The 13,340-nt window shown below is 60.5% G+C and carries 15 protein-coding genes and 1 pseudogene; 10 read left to right on the forward strand and 6 right to left on the reverse strand.

The features are described 5' to 3' along the window. The first annotated feature begins 135 nt into the window (after nt 1-135). From AC1DVN_RS01470 to AC1DVN_RS01490, 5 genes are all read left to right on the forward strand, one after another. Nucleotides 136-639: a MarR family winged helix-turn-helix transcriptional regulator gene (locus AC1DVN_RS01470; RefSeq protein ID WP_029536975.1), complete on the forward strand. Its 504-nt coding sequence runs from the start codon at nt 136-138 to the stop codon at nt 637-639. Between the two features lie 11 nt (nt 640-650). Further along, a complete protein-coding gene (locus AC1DVN_RS01475) occupies nt 651-1,709 on the forward strand; it encodes an LLM class flavin-dependent oxidoreductase (RefSeq protein WP_019745143.1) in 1,059 nt (352 codons plus the stop codon). A gap of 8 nt (nt 1,710-1,717) precedes the next feature. Beyond that, the gene (gene msuE, locus AC1DVN_RS01480; RefSeq protein ID WP_019745144.1) at nt 1,718-2,284 is read left to right on the forward strand and encodes an FMN reductase; all 567 of its coding nucleotides are present in this window, start codon (nt 1,718-1,720) and stop codon (nt 2,282-2,284) included. Continuing rightward, nucleotides 2,281-2,808 carry a hemerythrin domain-containing protein gene (locus AC1DVN_RS01485; RefSeq protein WP_019745145.1) on the forward strand — a complete coding sequence of 176 codons (528 nt, stop codon included), beginning with the start codon at nt 2,281-2,283 and terminating at the stop codon, nt 2,806-2,808. Before msuE ends, AC1DVN_RS01485 begins: the two co-directional genes overlap by 4 nt. A gap of 72 nt (nt 2,809-2,880) precedes the next feature. Beyond that, nucleotides 2,881-3,213 (forward strand): CD225/dispanin family protein, encoded by a 333-nt coding sequence (locus AC1DVN_RS01490; RefSeq protein ID WP_003940071.1) that lies wholly within the window; start codon nt 2,881-2,883, stop codon nt 3,211-3,213. 47 nt (nt 3,214-3,260) lie between these two features. On the opposite strand, the gene AC1DVN_RS01495 is transcribed toward AC1DVN_RS01490, so the two are convergent. Then, the gene (locus tag AC1DVN_RS01495) at nt 3,261-4,415 is read right to left on the reverse strand and encodes a lipase family protein (protein ID WP_019745147.1); all 1,155 of its coding nucleotides are present in this window, start codon (nt 4,413-4,415) and stop codon (nt 3,261-3,263) included. A 38-nt stretch (nt 4,416-4,453) separates the two neighbouring features. Here AC1DVN_RS01495 and AC1DVN_RS01500 point away from each other — a divergent pair, with 38 nt between their 5' ends. The 3 genes from AC1DVN_RS01500 (at nt 4,454) to AC1DVN_RS01510 (ending at nt 7,503) form a co-directional block, all read left to right on the forward strand. Further along, complete coding sequence (locus AC1DVN_RS01500; RefSeq protein WP_141488431.1) at nt 4,454-4,912, forward strand: DUF5990 family protein; 459 nt, start codon at nt 4,454-4,456, stop codon at nt 4,910-4,912. 75 nt (nt 4,913-4,987) lie between these two features. After that, complete coding sequence (locus tag AC1DVN_RS01505; RefSeq protein WP_019745149.1) at nt 4,988-6,469, forward strand: flavin-containing monooxygenase; 1,482 nt, start codon at nt 4,988-4,990, stop codon at nt 6,467-6,469. 362 nt (nt 6,470-6,831) lie between these two features. Then, nucleotides 6,832-7,503, forward strand: a complete 672-nt coding sequence (locus AC1DVN_RS01510) for an NAD(P)H-binding protein (RefSeq protein WP_029536977.1) — start codon at nt 6,832-6,834, stop codon at nt 7,501-7,503. Here the strand turns inward: AC1DVN_RS01510 and AC1DVN_RS01515 are convergent. Next, entirely contained in the window at nt 7,481-8,251 is a 771-nt protein-coding gene (locus tag AC1DVN_RS01515) for an ABC transporter permease (RefSeq protein WP_019745151.1), read from the reverse strand. The genes AC1DVN_RS01510 and AC1DVN_RS01515 overlap by 23 nt on opposite strands. A 50-nt stretch (nt 8,252-8,301) precedes the next feature. After that, entirely contained in the window at nt 8,302-8,739 is a 438-nt protein-coding gene (locus AC1DVN_RS01520) for a GtrA family protein (RefSeq protein ID WP_044480100.1), read from the reverse strand. A gap of 141 nt (nt 8,740-8,880) precedes the next feature. Between AC1DVN_RS01520 and AC1DVN_RS01525 the strand changes: the two genes are divergently transcribed. Continuing rightward, nucleotides 8,881-9,588, forward strand: a complete 708-nt coding sequence (locus AC1DVN_RS01525; RefSeq protein WP_477993210.1) for a TetR/AcrR family transcriptional regulator — start codon at nt 8,881-8,883, stop codon at nt 9,586-9,588. Between the two features lie 49 nt (nt 9,589-9,637). On the opposite strand, the pseudogene AC1DVN_RS01530 reads toward AC1DVN_RS01525, so the two are convergent. Further along, nucleotides 9,638-11,111, reverse strand: a pseudogene (locus AC1DVN_RS01530) (MFS transporter). Between the two features lie 99 nt (nt 11,112-11,210). Between AC1DVN_RS01530 and AC1DVN_RS01535 the strand changes: the two are divergent. Continuing rightward, nucleotides 11,211-11,870, forward strand: coding sequence for a TetR/AcrR family transcriptional regulator (locus tag AC1DVN_RS01535; RefSeq protein WP_019745154.1), 660 nt, complete (start codon nt 11,211-11,213; stop codon nt 11,868-11,870). 9 nt (nt 11,871-11,879) lie between these two features. Here AC1DVN_RS01535 and AC1DVN_RS01540 read toward each other — a convergent pair whose 3' ends face one another. Together AC1DVN_RS01540 and AC1DVN_RS01545 are read right to left on the reverse strand one after the other, a co-directional pair. Next, nucleotides 11,880-12,083: a PspC domain-containing protein gene (locus tag AC1DVN_RS01540; protein WP_019745155.1), complete on the reverse strand. Its 204-nt coding sequence runs from the start codon at nt 12,081-12,083 to the stop codon at nt 11,880-11,882. A gap of 190 nt (nt 12,084-12,273) precedes the next feature. After that, on the reverse strand, nt 12,274-13,122 hold the full coding sequence (locus AC1DVN_RS01545) for an alpha/beta fold hydrolase (protein ID WP_019745156.1): 849 nt from the start codon (nt 13,120-13,122) through the stop codon (nt 12,274-12,276). Nucleotides 13,123-13,340: the final 218 nt, after the last annotated feature.

The following is a 13,340-nucleotide window of genomic DNA, read 5'->3' on the forward strand; positions in this document are numbered from 1 at the left end:
AACAATACTCGAACACGTGTTCGAGTCAATACCTTGCTACCAGCACAAATGAGAGCGGGGAATAGTTCGATCGATCCAGGCGTATTATTTGAGTAAGCAATACTTGCGAGCGCAAATAAATGGAGGCTGTCACCGATGACTACCGATGAACGTCGACGCGGTTCCGTCTGGCGTGACCTAGTGGTCAGCCACAGCGTCCTCCTCGGCAAGATGGAGGCGGACCTTCGAACCACCACCGGGCTCACCCTTGGCCAGTACGACGTTCTGCTCCGACTGCACGAAGCGCCGGGAAACACGATCCGAATGGGCGATCTGGCCGAACTGGTCCTGGTCACCACCAGTGGCGTGACGCGCGTCGTCGATCGATTGGTCGAGGCAGGACTGGCAGAGCGCGTTCGACCGGACAACGATCGACGCGTCGTGACGGTATCGATGACGCCTGCGGGCAAGAAGACGCTTCGAAAAGCGTCCGCCATACACACGCGAGGGATCGCCGAATACTTCTCCGATCTCATTGAAACCGAGGAGCTTCCGGTACTCGAACGCTTCTTCTCCCGACTTGCCGCACATCACACGAATCAAGGCGGCGCATGCGATGCGCACGTAGAACAACTTTCCATCACCCCCACGAACAGATAGCGAGAAACAACATGGCTTTCGAATTGGGCGTCTACCATTTCGGTGAACTCACCCCAGATCCCACTACCGGCGCGATGATGAATCCCGGTGTCCACCTTCGCCATTTGGTGGAGCAGGCAACCGTTGCCGATCAGGTTGGACTCGATGTCTTCGGTGTCGGCGAGCACCATCGCACCGACTTCGCAGTCTCAGCCCCGGCAGTTGTGCTCGCGGCAATGGCTCAGGCTACCGACAACATCAAGCTGTCCAGCGCCGTAACTGTACTCAGTTCCGACGATCCCGTCCGTGTGTTCCAACAGTTCGCGACAGTTGACCTGCTTTCCGAAGGCCGTGCCGAGATCATTGCCGGCCGAGGTTCGTACACGGAGTCATTTCCGCTTTTCGGGTACGACCTGTCCCAGTACAACGAACTCTTCGCCGAAAAGCTCGATCTACTACTGAAACTGCGCGACGAGAACCCGATCAACTGGGAAGGACAACTTCGCGCACCACTGATCGACGGTGACGTGACGCCCCGCCCGGACCGTCAGATTCCGGTGTGGATCGCAGTCGGAGGTACTCCGGCCTCTGTCGTCCGTGCCGCGAAACTGGGCCTGCCCCTCTCACTGGCCATCATCGGTGGAAGTTACCAACAGTTCGAACCGTTCGTCGATCTGTACCGCAGGGCTGCAGCGGAGTTCGGACACGATCCGAAGAAGCTCGCTGTCTCGATTGCTTCGCCAGGATTTGTCGATACCTCGAAGCAAACAGCGTTCGACACGTCGTACCCGTACTTCCAGGCCGGGTGGATGCAGAATCATCATCAGCGGGGAAACGGAGTTCCCATGCCGCGCAGGGCATACGAGGCGCAGGCAACCACCGCGGGTGCGTTCTTCCTCGGCGGCCCGCAGGAAATCATCGACAAGACGATGGCGCAGTACGAACTGTTCCATCATGACCGCATCATGATCCAGATGGGGTTCGGCAACGTGCCACAGAAGGACATGCTGCGTGCGATCGAGATCCTCGGCACCGAAGTAGCCCCCGTTGTGCGTAAGGAAATCGAATCACTGAAGTCGTCCCAAGAATAGGAGTTTCGATGAGCACACCGCTCAAAATTGTTGCCGTTGTCGGCAACCTTCAAAAACCCTCCAAGACTCGTGCCCTCGTCGACCTGATCGTCGAAACCTTGGGAGACTTCGAGCAGATCGACACACGAGTTTTCGAGATCGTGGATCTGATTCCAGGTCTTGCATCTGCTCTGGATCGCGATCACGTCGACTCAGTGACCGCCGAAGCGCTGGCAGCAGTCGAGTCCGCCGATATCGTCATCGCGGCGTCACCGGTGTTCCGCGGCTCGTACACGGGAATGTTCAAGCATTTCTTCGATCTCGTGGACCAGTACGCGCTTGCCAACACTCCGGTGATTCTTGCTGCGACAGGTGGCAGCGACCGCCATGCTCTCGTGTTGGACCATGCCCTGCGGCCACTGTTCGCTTTCTTCCAAGCGCTGACCGCTCCGGTCGGGATCTATCTCAGCTCCGGTGATTTCGACGGAACGACTATCCTCAACCCCGAGGTATTCGAGCGTATCGAGATGGCAGCGAAGGACGTCCTGCCGGTAGCGAGGATGCTCGCGGAGCGGGATCGAGTTGCGCTGACGTGAACGCCCCTCATTCACACAACACGGCAACAGTTGCCGGTCTGAGGATGATCGAACAGCTACGTCAGGTTCACGAACCTCTGCGAGCCGATATCGAGGTACTCGAGAATGCCCTGCAACTGTTGTCGGACGAAACCACCGATCTGACTCGGATACCCGAAATGATCGACAATCTGACGATCGCGGATTTCGTCTGGCAACTACGGGTCAACTGCGACTTCTACTGCAACACGCTGACTCTGCACCACACCATCGAAGATCAACGTATGTTCCCGGTAATGACCAGGAACTTTCCCGAGTTGGCCCCTGCGGTCGAACGACTGCAGGCAGAACACAAGCTTGTCGGGGAGATCGTGTCGGAAGCCAAGCGTGCGTCACTCGCGCTGAGCACCGAATCCTCCACGGTCAATCGGGCACACGCCGCAATCTCCGAATTGGCGGATCATATGCAGTCGCACCTCGATTTCGAGGAGGCCACACTCTTTCCGTACTTCCGACGGATGGATCGCGACTGGCATTACGGCTGATCGTGCACACTCAGTGATTCTTCAGCTCCATCGCAGTAGCGTCGAAAGGGCCACCTCATGTCAGGAGCCCCCATGACCAACCCGGATCAACCCACCGTCCAGCAATCCGTTCCTCAGCACCCGATTCGACCGCCCGTCAATGCGGGTTGGGCAGTGGTCTCGCTGCTGTTCTTCTGGCCGCTCTCCTTCTCCGCTTTCACGCACGCCTTCAACGTGTATCCGCTGTGGGCCGACGGCGATGTGGCCGGGTCGCGGTACGCGTCCGATCGAGTGAAACGACTCGGTCAGATCTCGCTGTGGATCGCAGGCGGGCTACTACTCCTGGTCTGCATCCTGTACGCGATTGCGGCAATCGTGTGGTTCGCCAACGGTGGCCACGATTACGGGCCGCGACGTATGCGCTGAACAACCACACCGCAACAACAACACCGCAACAACAACACCGCCGAACATCACCTCATCAATCGATCGATGAACTCCATGGTCTGGTCCATCGAAGCGACCGTCGTTTGGCCGTGGCTGATTCCGCTGAGTTCTTGATACTCGAACTGCGTTCCTCGCGAACGCATGTCGACCAGTTGCGCCCAGGTAAGGGCGACAGGAACCGTTGTGTCCGACACGCTCTGCACCACACGCAGTGACCGGTCGTAGCCGTCGACCGGCACCTGCATCATCTCGCGAAACAGATCGTGGAAGCGTGGCGTCCACACCGACCGAGAAAACAACGAGCTCAACTGGATTCGTTCGGCGCGAATGTGGCGGCCGAGATCTCCGGCGCACAGTGTCCGAGCCTTTTCCATCCATTCGATCCCCTGCGGCGAGAGAACCTCCCGAATGTTCTCTTCGGGTCGTTGATCGTCGATCCCGGCCAGAACGTACAGCGCGTATCCCACCAACCCGGTGATGCCGATGTCGGGAAACAGCGGTCCGCCCAACGAAAACAAACCTTCCATATGGGTGGGGCCGGCAACAACGACCGAGCCGCGGAAATCCAATTCCGGTGCACGAGTGGTGGCCTCGTGTCCCGCGAAGTACCCCGCATGACCGCCTTCGGACAAACCCGCAACCATCCACCGCGGACTCAGCACACTGCCGTACAACTCGTGCGCAGCCCGCACGATGTCGACCGCATTCGCGCCGGCGGCATGTCCGTCGAGATAGGCCAGCACCCCGTCGGTACCAAGTCCCGAGTAGTCGGTAGCGACTACCGCGTATCCCTCTTCCAACCAGCGTTCGATCGGTTCGATCTCGCCCGGACCGAATCCGGTCGACGAGGGTGCACACTGATCCGCACTGCCCAAAGTTCCGTGGGCATAGGAGATGACGGGCCAACCGCCCGCCGGTGGGGCACCTTCCGGCAGAAACACGGACCCTGACGACTCCCCCCATCTGTCAGCGGTACGCAGAGTTCGATACACGACCCGCTGCGTCTCACCGGCGCCGACCGGAAACACTGCGGCCGAGAGTTCGCCATAGGACTCCAGCGCGCCCGCGACTTCCGGTTCGTCCGTCGTCGCCGCGGCAGCACCTGGCCCCCAGCCGAGACTCGACAACAGAATGCTCGCCACCACGGCCGCAACAAAGGTTCTACCCGAACGACTCACCACGCCAACCCCTCCCGACCTGTGCAGAGCATGATGTCGATATGCAGATCATCATCACCGGTCACAGCCTGCCCGGACGTGAGTGTTCCGAAACCGCAACCTTCGAAGGGCGCAGCAACATCCACGTCGGCGTTCAGCGCCGAGGCAAGCCACACGAAATCCTCGACCTCGTACCAGGAGATACCGAGACAGTGCGATGGGAACTGACAGCGAGTCTGGAGCGAAAGTCCGGTGCCTGGGACATTCTCGGTTCACACATCCAGGGTCCACCTCGCGGACGCTTCATCTACCTGTCCTGGGTGACGGTATCCGATGACCAGACGTTCGAGATGTTTCGGCGCGCAAAGCTGATGCTCGACGCGATCCCCGAGCACATCGTCGAGCAGGCCGACGCTTCCGGCGTGCTCCACGGAGACCTCGGGCTCACCGACACCGCAGGTAAACCACTGTGCGCGGCAATCCGACCACCAACGATCACCTGGTCCTCCTCGCCTTACTGAGCATCGTTCAGTAGTGTGGTGATCGAGCACTAACTCTGCCGGTGGCCCCACATAGTCGATACGGAGTCCGAACTGATGAGCACCGAACACCTCGATGTCCTGATCGTCGGCGCCGGCTTGTCCGGCATCGGTGCTGCTTATCGACTCCAGACCGAGCTCCCAGGAAAGTCGTACGCAATCCTCGAGGCCCGAGCGAACAGCGGCGGAACCTGGGACCTCTTCAAGTATCCCGGCATCCGATCGGATTCCGACATGTTCACGCTCGGCTACCCGTTTCGCCCGTGGACAGATGCCAAAGCAATCGCCGACGGTGATTCGATCCTGCGGTACGTGCGCGACACCGCGCGAGAGAACGGGATCGACAAGAAGATTCGGTACAACCGGAAGGTGACGGCCGCATCATGGTCGTCAGCGACCTCGACCTGGACAGTCACGGTCACGACCGGCGACGAAGACGAAACATTGACCTGTAACTTCCTCTATCTCTGCAGCGGGTACTACAGCTACGACGGCGGATACACCCCCGACTTCCCCGGACGTGAATCGTTTGCCGGTGAGGTAGTGCACCCCCAGTTCTGGCCCGAAGAACTCGATTACTCCGACAAGAAGGTCGTTGTGATCGGAAGCGGCGCCACCGCAGTCACTTTGGTCCCCACGATGTCACGGGACGCAAGCCACGTCACGATGCTCCAGCGATCACCGACGTACATTCTGGCGCTTCCGTCCAGCGACAAATTATCGGACACCATTCGCGCGGTACTGCCGAATCAACTCGCGCACAGCATCGCTCGATGGAAGAGCGTCGTAGTGAACCTGAGTTTCTACCAACTGTGCCGACGCAGTCCGGCGCGTGCAAAGAGGATGCTGAACCTCGCGATCAGTCGTCAACTCCCGAAAGACATCCCCCTCGATCCTCACTTCACACCCTCCTACGATCCCTGGGACCAGCGCTTGTGCGTCGTACCCGACGGCGATTTGTTCAAAGCCCTCCGATCCGGCAAGGCCTCGATCGAGACCGATCACATCGACACCTTCACCGAGACCGGGATCCTTCTCGCGTCAGGTCGCGAACTCGAAGCTGACATCATCGTCACTGCAACAGGATTGAAGATGGAGGCGTGCGGCGGGATGTCCATCGAAGTGGACGGCGAACTCGTCACCCTCGGTGATCGTTACGCCTACAAGGGCATGATGATCAGCGACGTACCGAACTTCGCGATGTGCGTCGGCTACACCAACGCCTCGTGGACTCTGCGAGCAGATCTCACGTCGATGTACGTGTGCCGACTGCTGACGGAGATGGACAAGCGCGACTATTCGAAGTGCGTGCCGCACGCGACCGAAGAAATGGACCAGCGGCCGATCCTGGATCTGGCGTCGGGGTACGTCATGCGTGCCGTGGAACAGTTCCCGAAGCAGGGATCGAAGTCACCGTGGAACATGCGTCAGAACTACATCCTTGACCGTCTTCACTCCACGTTCGGGAGCATCAACGACCACATGACGTTCTCGAAGGCACCAGCTCGACATTCGACGCCGGTACCGAGCAAGAGTTGAGCGGACCACGAACAACCAGGTAGAGCAGTCTGGCGAAGCCACCAATCGATCCGACGACAAAGAACACGCCAGAACCTGCGACCACGGCACAGAGCGCACCGAGAACGATGATCGTCGACGCCTCTACCATTCGACCGGCTGACTCCGATCCCAGAACGTGTATTTCATCAACTCCTTCGTTCATAAAACTATTTTCAGCCAACCGTCCAGCCGGTTTGTAGGGACTTTAGTCACGAGTCGGGTCAAAATGGACTCATAATTGCAGGTCAAGCGTTCAGTTGGCCACTCCGGTCGGATGAACTGCAGCCCGTTCCGTAGTGTGCGCATCACAGAAAGTGGAACCAACGCCGGGGGGGGAAATCATGAAGGTCGTCGTTTTCGGGGCAACAGGAATGGTCGGCAACAGCGTCCTGAGGGAATGCCTCGACGATCCACGAATCGACGAAGTCGTGACCGTCGGCCGCAATCCGTCCGGTACAACCGCCCCGAAGATCGTCGACATCGTTCACCGCGACATGCTCGACTTCTCGGCGATCGAAGCCGATCTGACCGGCGCGGATGCCTGCTTCTTCTGCCTCGGTGTCTCCTCTGCCGGCATGAACGAAGCCGACTACACCCGCATCACGCGTGACATCACGCTTGCCGCCGCCACGACACTGTCGGGTGTGAACCCTCAGATGGTGTTCGTCTACGTGTCCGGCGAAAGCGCCGACTCCACCGAGACCAGCAAGACCATGTGGAAGCGAGTACGTGGCGCGACCGAGAATGCGCTACTCGCACTCCCTCTCACGACCTACATCCTCCGGCCGGGATTCATCCGTCCGCGCCCGGGATCGCCGTCGAAGACCTGGTGGTACAAGGCCTTCTATCAAATCTCCGTGCCTCTCTACCCACTCTTGCGCAAGGTCTGGCCCAGCAGCGTGACCACCAGTGAAAACATCGGCAGGGCAATGATCACCCTCGCGGCAGACACGCCCGATCTTCCCGACCGCGTCCTTCGCAGCGACAAGATCAACGAACTCGCGCAGGCCTGACAGTCTTACCTCGAAAGACGAAACCGCGGGCGACGAGTTCCAACGCCACGGCGACCGAGCAGGTTTGCGCCAACAGCAGCCCTGCCAGCACAAGAATTTGCACGGCACCGGCTTGAACGGCCGACCCCGTCGCGAGCAAAACGCCGACAAAAGCGCCGGGCAATGTCACGAGGCCGACGGTGCGCGTCTGGTCGACTCCCGGTAGCAGGGCGTCGGAGGCTGCGGTGCGGGCTACTTCCCACCGTGCATCGCGCTGGGAAAATCCAAGGCTCAGTGCGGCTTCGACTTCCCCGTATCGATCATCGACGGCATCGAGTCCGCGCTTGGCTGCCATCGATGTCGCAGTCATCGCGCCGCCCAGAACAATTCCGCCGATCGGCACCAGAGCGACGCCTTCCAGCGGAACCACTCCGGACAGCAGCATCAGTGGCAGAACCACACCGATTCCCGACGCCAAGGCGATGGTCAGCCACGCTCCGGACGTTCCTGCGCCGGAGCGTCGTGCCGCGGTGAACGACGCCGCAGCGAACATGCCGACGAGCACGAGGAGCGCTGACCAGATGTGAGCCAAGGCAGCGGCGAGGATCAACGAAATCGCAGCCAACTGAAGAGCGCCACGAGCGAGTGCGCCGGGGACTACCCGAACGCTACCGAGAGAGGTGAATCGGTAGACGAGCGTGGCGACAAGAGCCATGACGATGCAGAGCACAGCCAGACGGATGCCGGAGTCGGCTATCGAAAGGCTCATAGGTCACAGTGTTCCCTACGAGCCGAGTCCGACTCGAATTCGAGAACCGCTCAGAAAACCCAACCGCGAAGAGCGACGAATCGCAGGCCACCGACAATTCCACTCACTGCGATCACAAGCCCGGCTTGAAGAAGTCCGTCGGCGCCGGGGAGAAGGAAGCCGAGCGCACTGATGGCGGCCGAACTGGCGATCAACCCGACCAGAGCGAGTCCACCGCCTTCCCACTGCGCGGTGAACCAGTTGACGCGATCCGCGGCATGGAAGGTGAGCCGGCGATGCAGTTCGTTGGCCAGAATGGTGCTCAAGACTGCACCAACGGCGTTGGCGACCAGCGCTCCGTCACCGCGCAGCGCCAGAAAAGCGGCAAAGTACAAGATGTTGCTGGCTCCGCCGACGAGGGCAAAACGAACGAGCTGAGCAAAGGCGCCGTCGCCGGCAAGAGCACGAAGCCTCGTTACCGCGAAACCTGCACTCCGCGTACCCACCATCGAGATCGGATTGCTCCCGACCCAGATGTCAGACGTGCTCATATCGGCTTCTCTCATACGGACAATCGGAACCACACGTTCCGCTTAGTAATATAGCACTAACGGAATCGATCATTCCGCTTAGTGCCGTAGACTGTGAGGATGCCGACAACACACCCCGACGCTTCTCATTCGGGGACCTCGGCCGACTGCTCACAGCCGCGCCTTCGGTCCGACGCCAAGGCCAACCTCGAGCGCATCCTCAACTCCGCTCGCGAGGTGTTTGCTGCCCAAGGACTCGACGCCACGCTGGCGGACGTCGCGAAGCACGCCGGCGTCGGCGTCGGCACCGTCTATCGCCGGTTCGCCAGCAAGGACGAGCTGATCCAGGCGCTGTTCGACACACGGTGCTCCGAGATCGAAACGATTGCCGCCACCGCCCGGGAGATGCCAGACGCCTGGGAAGGTCTTGTCTACTTTCTCGACGTGATCTCCCTGCGCATGGCAGACAACCGCGGATTCGGCGATCTCCTGATGGACGGGCGCTTCGCGTCCGACACTTTCGCTCGCGCGCGCGCCGGGATCGCTCAGCACACCGCGGCACTTGTCAATCGTGCCAAGGAACAGGGCACCCTGCGGAGCGACTTCGAAGTCAACGACATTCCGCTTCTCATGCAGGTCGTCAAGATGGCCCAGAAGTTCGGCGGCGACGAGGCCCCTCAGGCTTACCGCCGCGCACTCGGGTTCATGATCGACGGACTCTGCGCGTCCCGCACCGGCCATCGCGAGTTGCCCGTCCCGGCGCTTTCCTCCGAACAACTCGATCACGTCCTTCATCGGTTTCAGGCATCGCCCGATAAGAACTGCTGACTCGATTTCGGGGTCGACGCCGCAATGGCGTCGACCCCGAAATTTGCTGTCAGTGGGCGATTACCGGTTCACCTTCCGGCGAATCCGGAAGCAGTCCACTCCGAAGAACCAGTCCGGTCAAGACCGGCCCAGTAGAACGTCGTGGTGTAGCTCTCGACGGCAGCCTGTGCCTGGGTCAGCGGATTCATCTCGCGGCCCACCAGGTAGTTGGTGGAAGCCGAGGCTGCAATCGTGCTGAGCAGTGCAGTTCCGATCGAGCCGCCAACCTGCTGCATCGTGTTGACCGTGGCAGATGCGACGCCGGCATCTTCGTGATGCACGCCTGAAGTTGCTCCCTGCATCGACGGGGCGAAAATGCTGCCCATGCCGAGTCCGGTGACAACGAGCCCCGGCAGAATGTGGACTGCATAGGTGCTGTCCACGGAAATCTGGGCCAGCAGCGTCATTCCGATCGCCGCGATGACCATTCCGCTCACGATCAGCACTCGCGGACCGACGCGCGGTAGCAAAACCGCTGTCGAAAGCGTTGCCGCTGTCACGATTCCGAACACCATCGGCATGAATGCGAGGCCGGTCATGATCGGGCTGTACCCGAGGATCAGCTGCATGTAGTACGTCAGGAACAGGAAGACTGCGAACATGCCTGCGCCGGAAAGGAAGATCGCCAGGTACGAGCCAGCCCGGATTCGGTCGAGGACCACCCGCAGCGGCAGGAGCGGGTGCTCGGACTTGGTCTGCCAGTAGATGAACGCCGCCATGAACACGACGCCGGCAACGAGCCACGAGATGGTGGGAGTTGCACTCCACCCGTCCGATTCGGCCTTCGAGAATCCGAAGACGATGCTGAACAAGCTGATCGACACCAGGATCGTTCCCGGGATGTCGAGCTTGGGTCGCGAGTCACTGGTGTGCGGCGCGAGCAACAGGACTGCTCCGACCAGGGCGATCGCCGCGAAGAAGAGATTCACGAAGAGGCACCAGCGCCAGTCGACCCACTCGGTGAGTGCGCCGCCGAGCAGCAGTCCGATGGCGCCACCGCCGCCGGCAACGGCACCGAAGATACCGAAAGCCTTGGCACGCTCACCTGGATCCGTGAATGTCACGGACAGCAGCGACAGGGCTGCCGGGGCAAGGAGCGCACCGAATACGCCCTGGCCGGCACGAGCGGCAACAAGCATTTCGAAGTTGACGGCTGCGCCACCGATGGCGGAAGCCACTGCGAAGCCGATAAGCCCGACGATGAAAGTTCGCCTGCGCCCGAACAAGTCGCTCAATCGACCGCCGAGTAGCAGCAAGCTGCCGAACGCCAATGCGTATGCCGTGATGATCCACTGGCGGTCCGAATCACCGAACTCCAGTGAGCGCTGCGCAGCAGGCAGCGCGATGTTGACGATGGTGGCATCCAAGACCACCATCAGCTGCGCAATTCCCAGAACCGCGAGAACCAGCCACCGCTTTGCGTGGTTGTCCCCTGAAGGCGCTGAGGACTGCTCGAATTCAGTCCGTTCAGCAATGTCTGACATAGTCCCTCGCCCAACCTATGCGGAGATGGCTTCTCCGGTTAGCAAAAACGCTACACGAAAACGGAGAGGCTGTCTCCACTTGGCGGGTAGAGTGGGGACATGAGTACCGCAATGGAGCGCCCCCTTCGCGCCGATGCTGCACGTAATCGGCAGTTGATCATCGACGCCGCACGTGAATTGTTCGCCGAAGAAGGGATCGACGTCACACTCGACGACGTCGCCCGGCGCGCGGGTGTCGGCGTCGGAACGGTCTATCGGCGGTTCGCCAGCAAGGAAGAATTGATCGACGGAGTCTTCCAACAGAACTTCGCCGACATGGCGGCGGCCGCGGACGCGTCACTCGCCAATCCGGATCCGTGGGACGGCCTGGTCACCTTTGCCGAATTCGCCTGCAGCCGTATGTCGGTCAACCGCGGGCTCAAAGACGTCCTGAACGGAACCGACGAGGGATGCGAGCAAGTCGCATGCCAACGATCCATCATCGAACCGTCGGTCGAGAGGATCTTCTACCGGGCCCAGGAGGCCGGGATGCTGCGCCCCGACGCCGTACCGACGGACCTGTTCGGCCTCATCTTCATGGTGGGCGCAGTCACCGAATTTGCTCAGCCCGTCAACCCGACCGTGTGGCGTCGATACCTCTCGGTGATGCTCGACGGTCTACGCACGGAGGGCTTGCACCGTGACGCACTCCCCCTTCCTCCGCTGAGTTCGGAGGAATTGCACGAGGCCAAGCAATGCCTGAAAGACCGCCGCCGTTGAGCGGTTCGGTCAGATCTGCTCACGAGGAATGAAAATCCACATCACGATGTAGATCAGAAACTGCGGGCCGGGCAGCAGGCACGAGAGCACGAACAGCAAGCGGACAGTCGACGACTTCCAACCGAAGTATCGAGCGATTCCGGCGCACACCCCACCGAACATTGCTCCCGAGCGGGCGCGGGTGAGCTTGCGGGTCTTCATCGGGGAGGTCATGTGTTGTTTCCTTTCAACGGAACTCGCGGTTCATCCGCGTCGACCTCCACTATCCGCTGCCGATCCACCTGTGCGCATCAGGCCATGGACCCATCTTTTCCGACGCGGTGTGTCCTCAGGTACGAGTCCGTCCCCGCGTCGGACTCAGGGTTCTCCCCCACACCCCAGCCTCGAACCCCAGCCTCGTACCTCAGCAGGGAAACATGCGTCGAAGCCGTTTCGGAGCCGCAAAAGGTTGCCAGTTGTCCACGTCCTGCGCCAGACGATCGGCAACCGTCCACAACGCCGACGGGTTGTGGGTCAACCCCATATGACTGCCTTGCACCGCAATGCTTTCCGACAGGCCTGCCGAGGTTTCACAGCACGCTTGCCATGGAACGATACCGTCGTGCCTGGAGTAGACCGACGTGGCAGGAACGGAAATAGGCGATCCCTGTTCGGATTCGATGCCGTCGACCGGAGGCAGTATCGCGTGATTACCGGACAAACGAGCGTAGAGAGATCCGACTCTCGTCTGCTCCAGACTGGTGAGAGCGAAAGGACTTCCGAGTGTCACTACCTGACGTACGGAATCCGGCAGATCCCTCGCCAGCTTTCGCGCGTAGATACCGCCCAAACTCCAGCCGATCACCGACACCTTCTGCTCGTATCGATCAGCTACCTCGGCCAATGCGGCAGGCAATCCGTCGACCACCGTCGCCGTCGGACCGGTGTTCAGACCCAGATTCCAACCGTGAACCCGGTATCCGAGAAAGCTCAGGTACGTCCTCAAGGCGAGAGTCGACACGTCCGAAGTCAGCAATCCGGGGAGAACGAGGACCGGATGCCCGTCCCCACGCGGCGATCGAAGCAACCAAGGAGCCGCGAGAAGCAGTGAAGCGATGTCGACCAGTCCGCGCGTCGGCTCGCTCAGACACATCGCCAAGGATGGTGGCCCCGGAACGAGTGGGTCGACTTCACGAATCCGCGTCGATCGCTGCGCCCAATCGAATTCGGTCTCCGCGAAATCAATCGCCGAGACTTCCGCAACTACGGACACCTGAACTCCTGTCGGCCGGTGCCCTCGTCGGGGCGTGTGGTGGGGCGGTTCCGCGAGCTGTGTGCTCAACCCGCGGAACCTTGTCCTCATCCACCACCGGTAGCGAACCAGGACCCGTTCTGCCCACAGATTCGTGACCAAAGGCCTCTCGACCACACGAACACTGTGTGATCCAGAACACTAGTTTTGATTACGTTGCATCTACGTTGCGTACGTGT

It is taken from the genome of Rhodococcus sp. P4_E4, from assembly GCF_056401575.1.

What these genes read in the sequence shown, in the direction of transcription:
- AC1DVN_RS01470 (WP_029536975.1), top strand. Translation starts at nt 136, where the DNA reads ATGACTACCGATGAACGTCGACGCGGTTCCGTCTGGCGTGACCTAGTG.
- AC1DVN_RS01475 (WP_019745143.1), top strand. Translation starts at nt 651, where the DNA reads ATGGCTTTCGAATTGGGCGTCTACCATTTCGGTGAACTCACCCCAGAT.
- msuE (WP_019745144.1), top strand. Translation starts at nt 1,718, where the DNA reads ATGAGCACACCGCTCAAAATTGTTGCCGTTGTCGGCAACCTTCAAAAA.
- AC1DVN_RS01490 (WP_003940071.1), top strand. Translation starts at nt 2,881, where the DNA reads ATGACCAACCCGGATCAACCCACCGTCCAGCAATCCGTTCCTCAGCAC.
- AC1DVN_RS01500 (WP_141488431.1), top strand. Translation starts at nt 4,454, where the DNA reads ATGCAGATCATCATCACCGGTCACAGCCTGCCCGGACGTGAGTGTTCC.
- AC1DVN_RS01505 (WP_019745149.1), top strand. Translation starts at nt 4,988, where the DNA reads ATGAGCACCGAACACCTCGATGTCCTGATCGTCGGCGCCGGCTTGTCC.
- AC1DVN_RS01510 (WP_029536977.1), top strand. Translation starts at nt 6,832, where the DNA reads ATGAAGGTCGTCGTTTTCGGGGCAACAGGAATGGTCGGCAACAGCGTC.
- AC1DVN_RS01515 (WP_019745151.1), bottom strand. Translation starts at nt 8,251, where the DNA reads ATGAGCCTTTCGATAGCCGACTCCGGCATCCGTCTGGCTGTGCTCTGC.
- AC1DVN_RS01520 (WP_044480100.1), bottom strand. Translation starts at nt 8,739, where the DNA reads ATGGTGGGTACGCGGAGTGCAGGTTTCGCGGTAACGAGGCTTCGTGCT.
- AC1DVN_RS01525 (WP_477993210.1), top strand. Translation starts at nt 8,881, where the DNA reads ATGCCGACAACACACCCCGACGCTTCTCATTCGGGGACCTCGGCCGAC.
- AC1DVN_RS01535 (WP_019745154.1), top strand. Translation starts at nt 11,211, where the DNA reads ATGAGTACCGCAATGGAGCGCCCCCTTCGCGCCGATGCTGCACGTAAT.
- AC1DVN_RS01540 (WP_019745155.1), bottom strand. Translation starts at nt 12,083, where the DNA reads ATGACCTCCCCGATGAAGACCCGCAAGCTCACCCGCGCCCGCTCGGGA.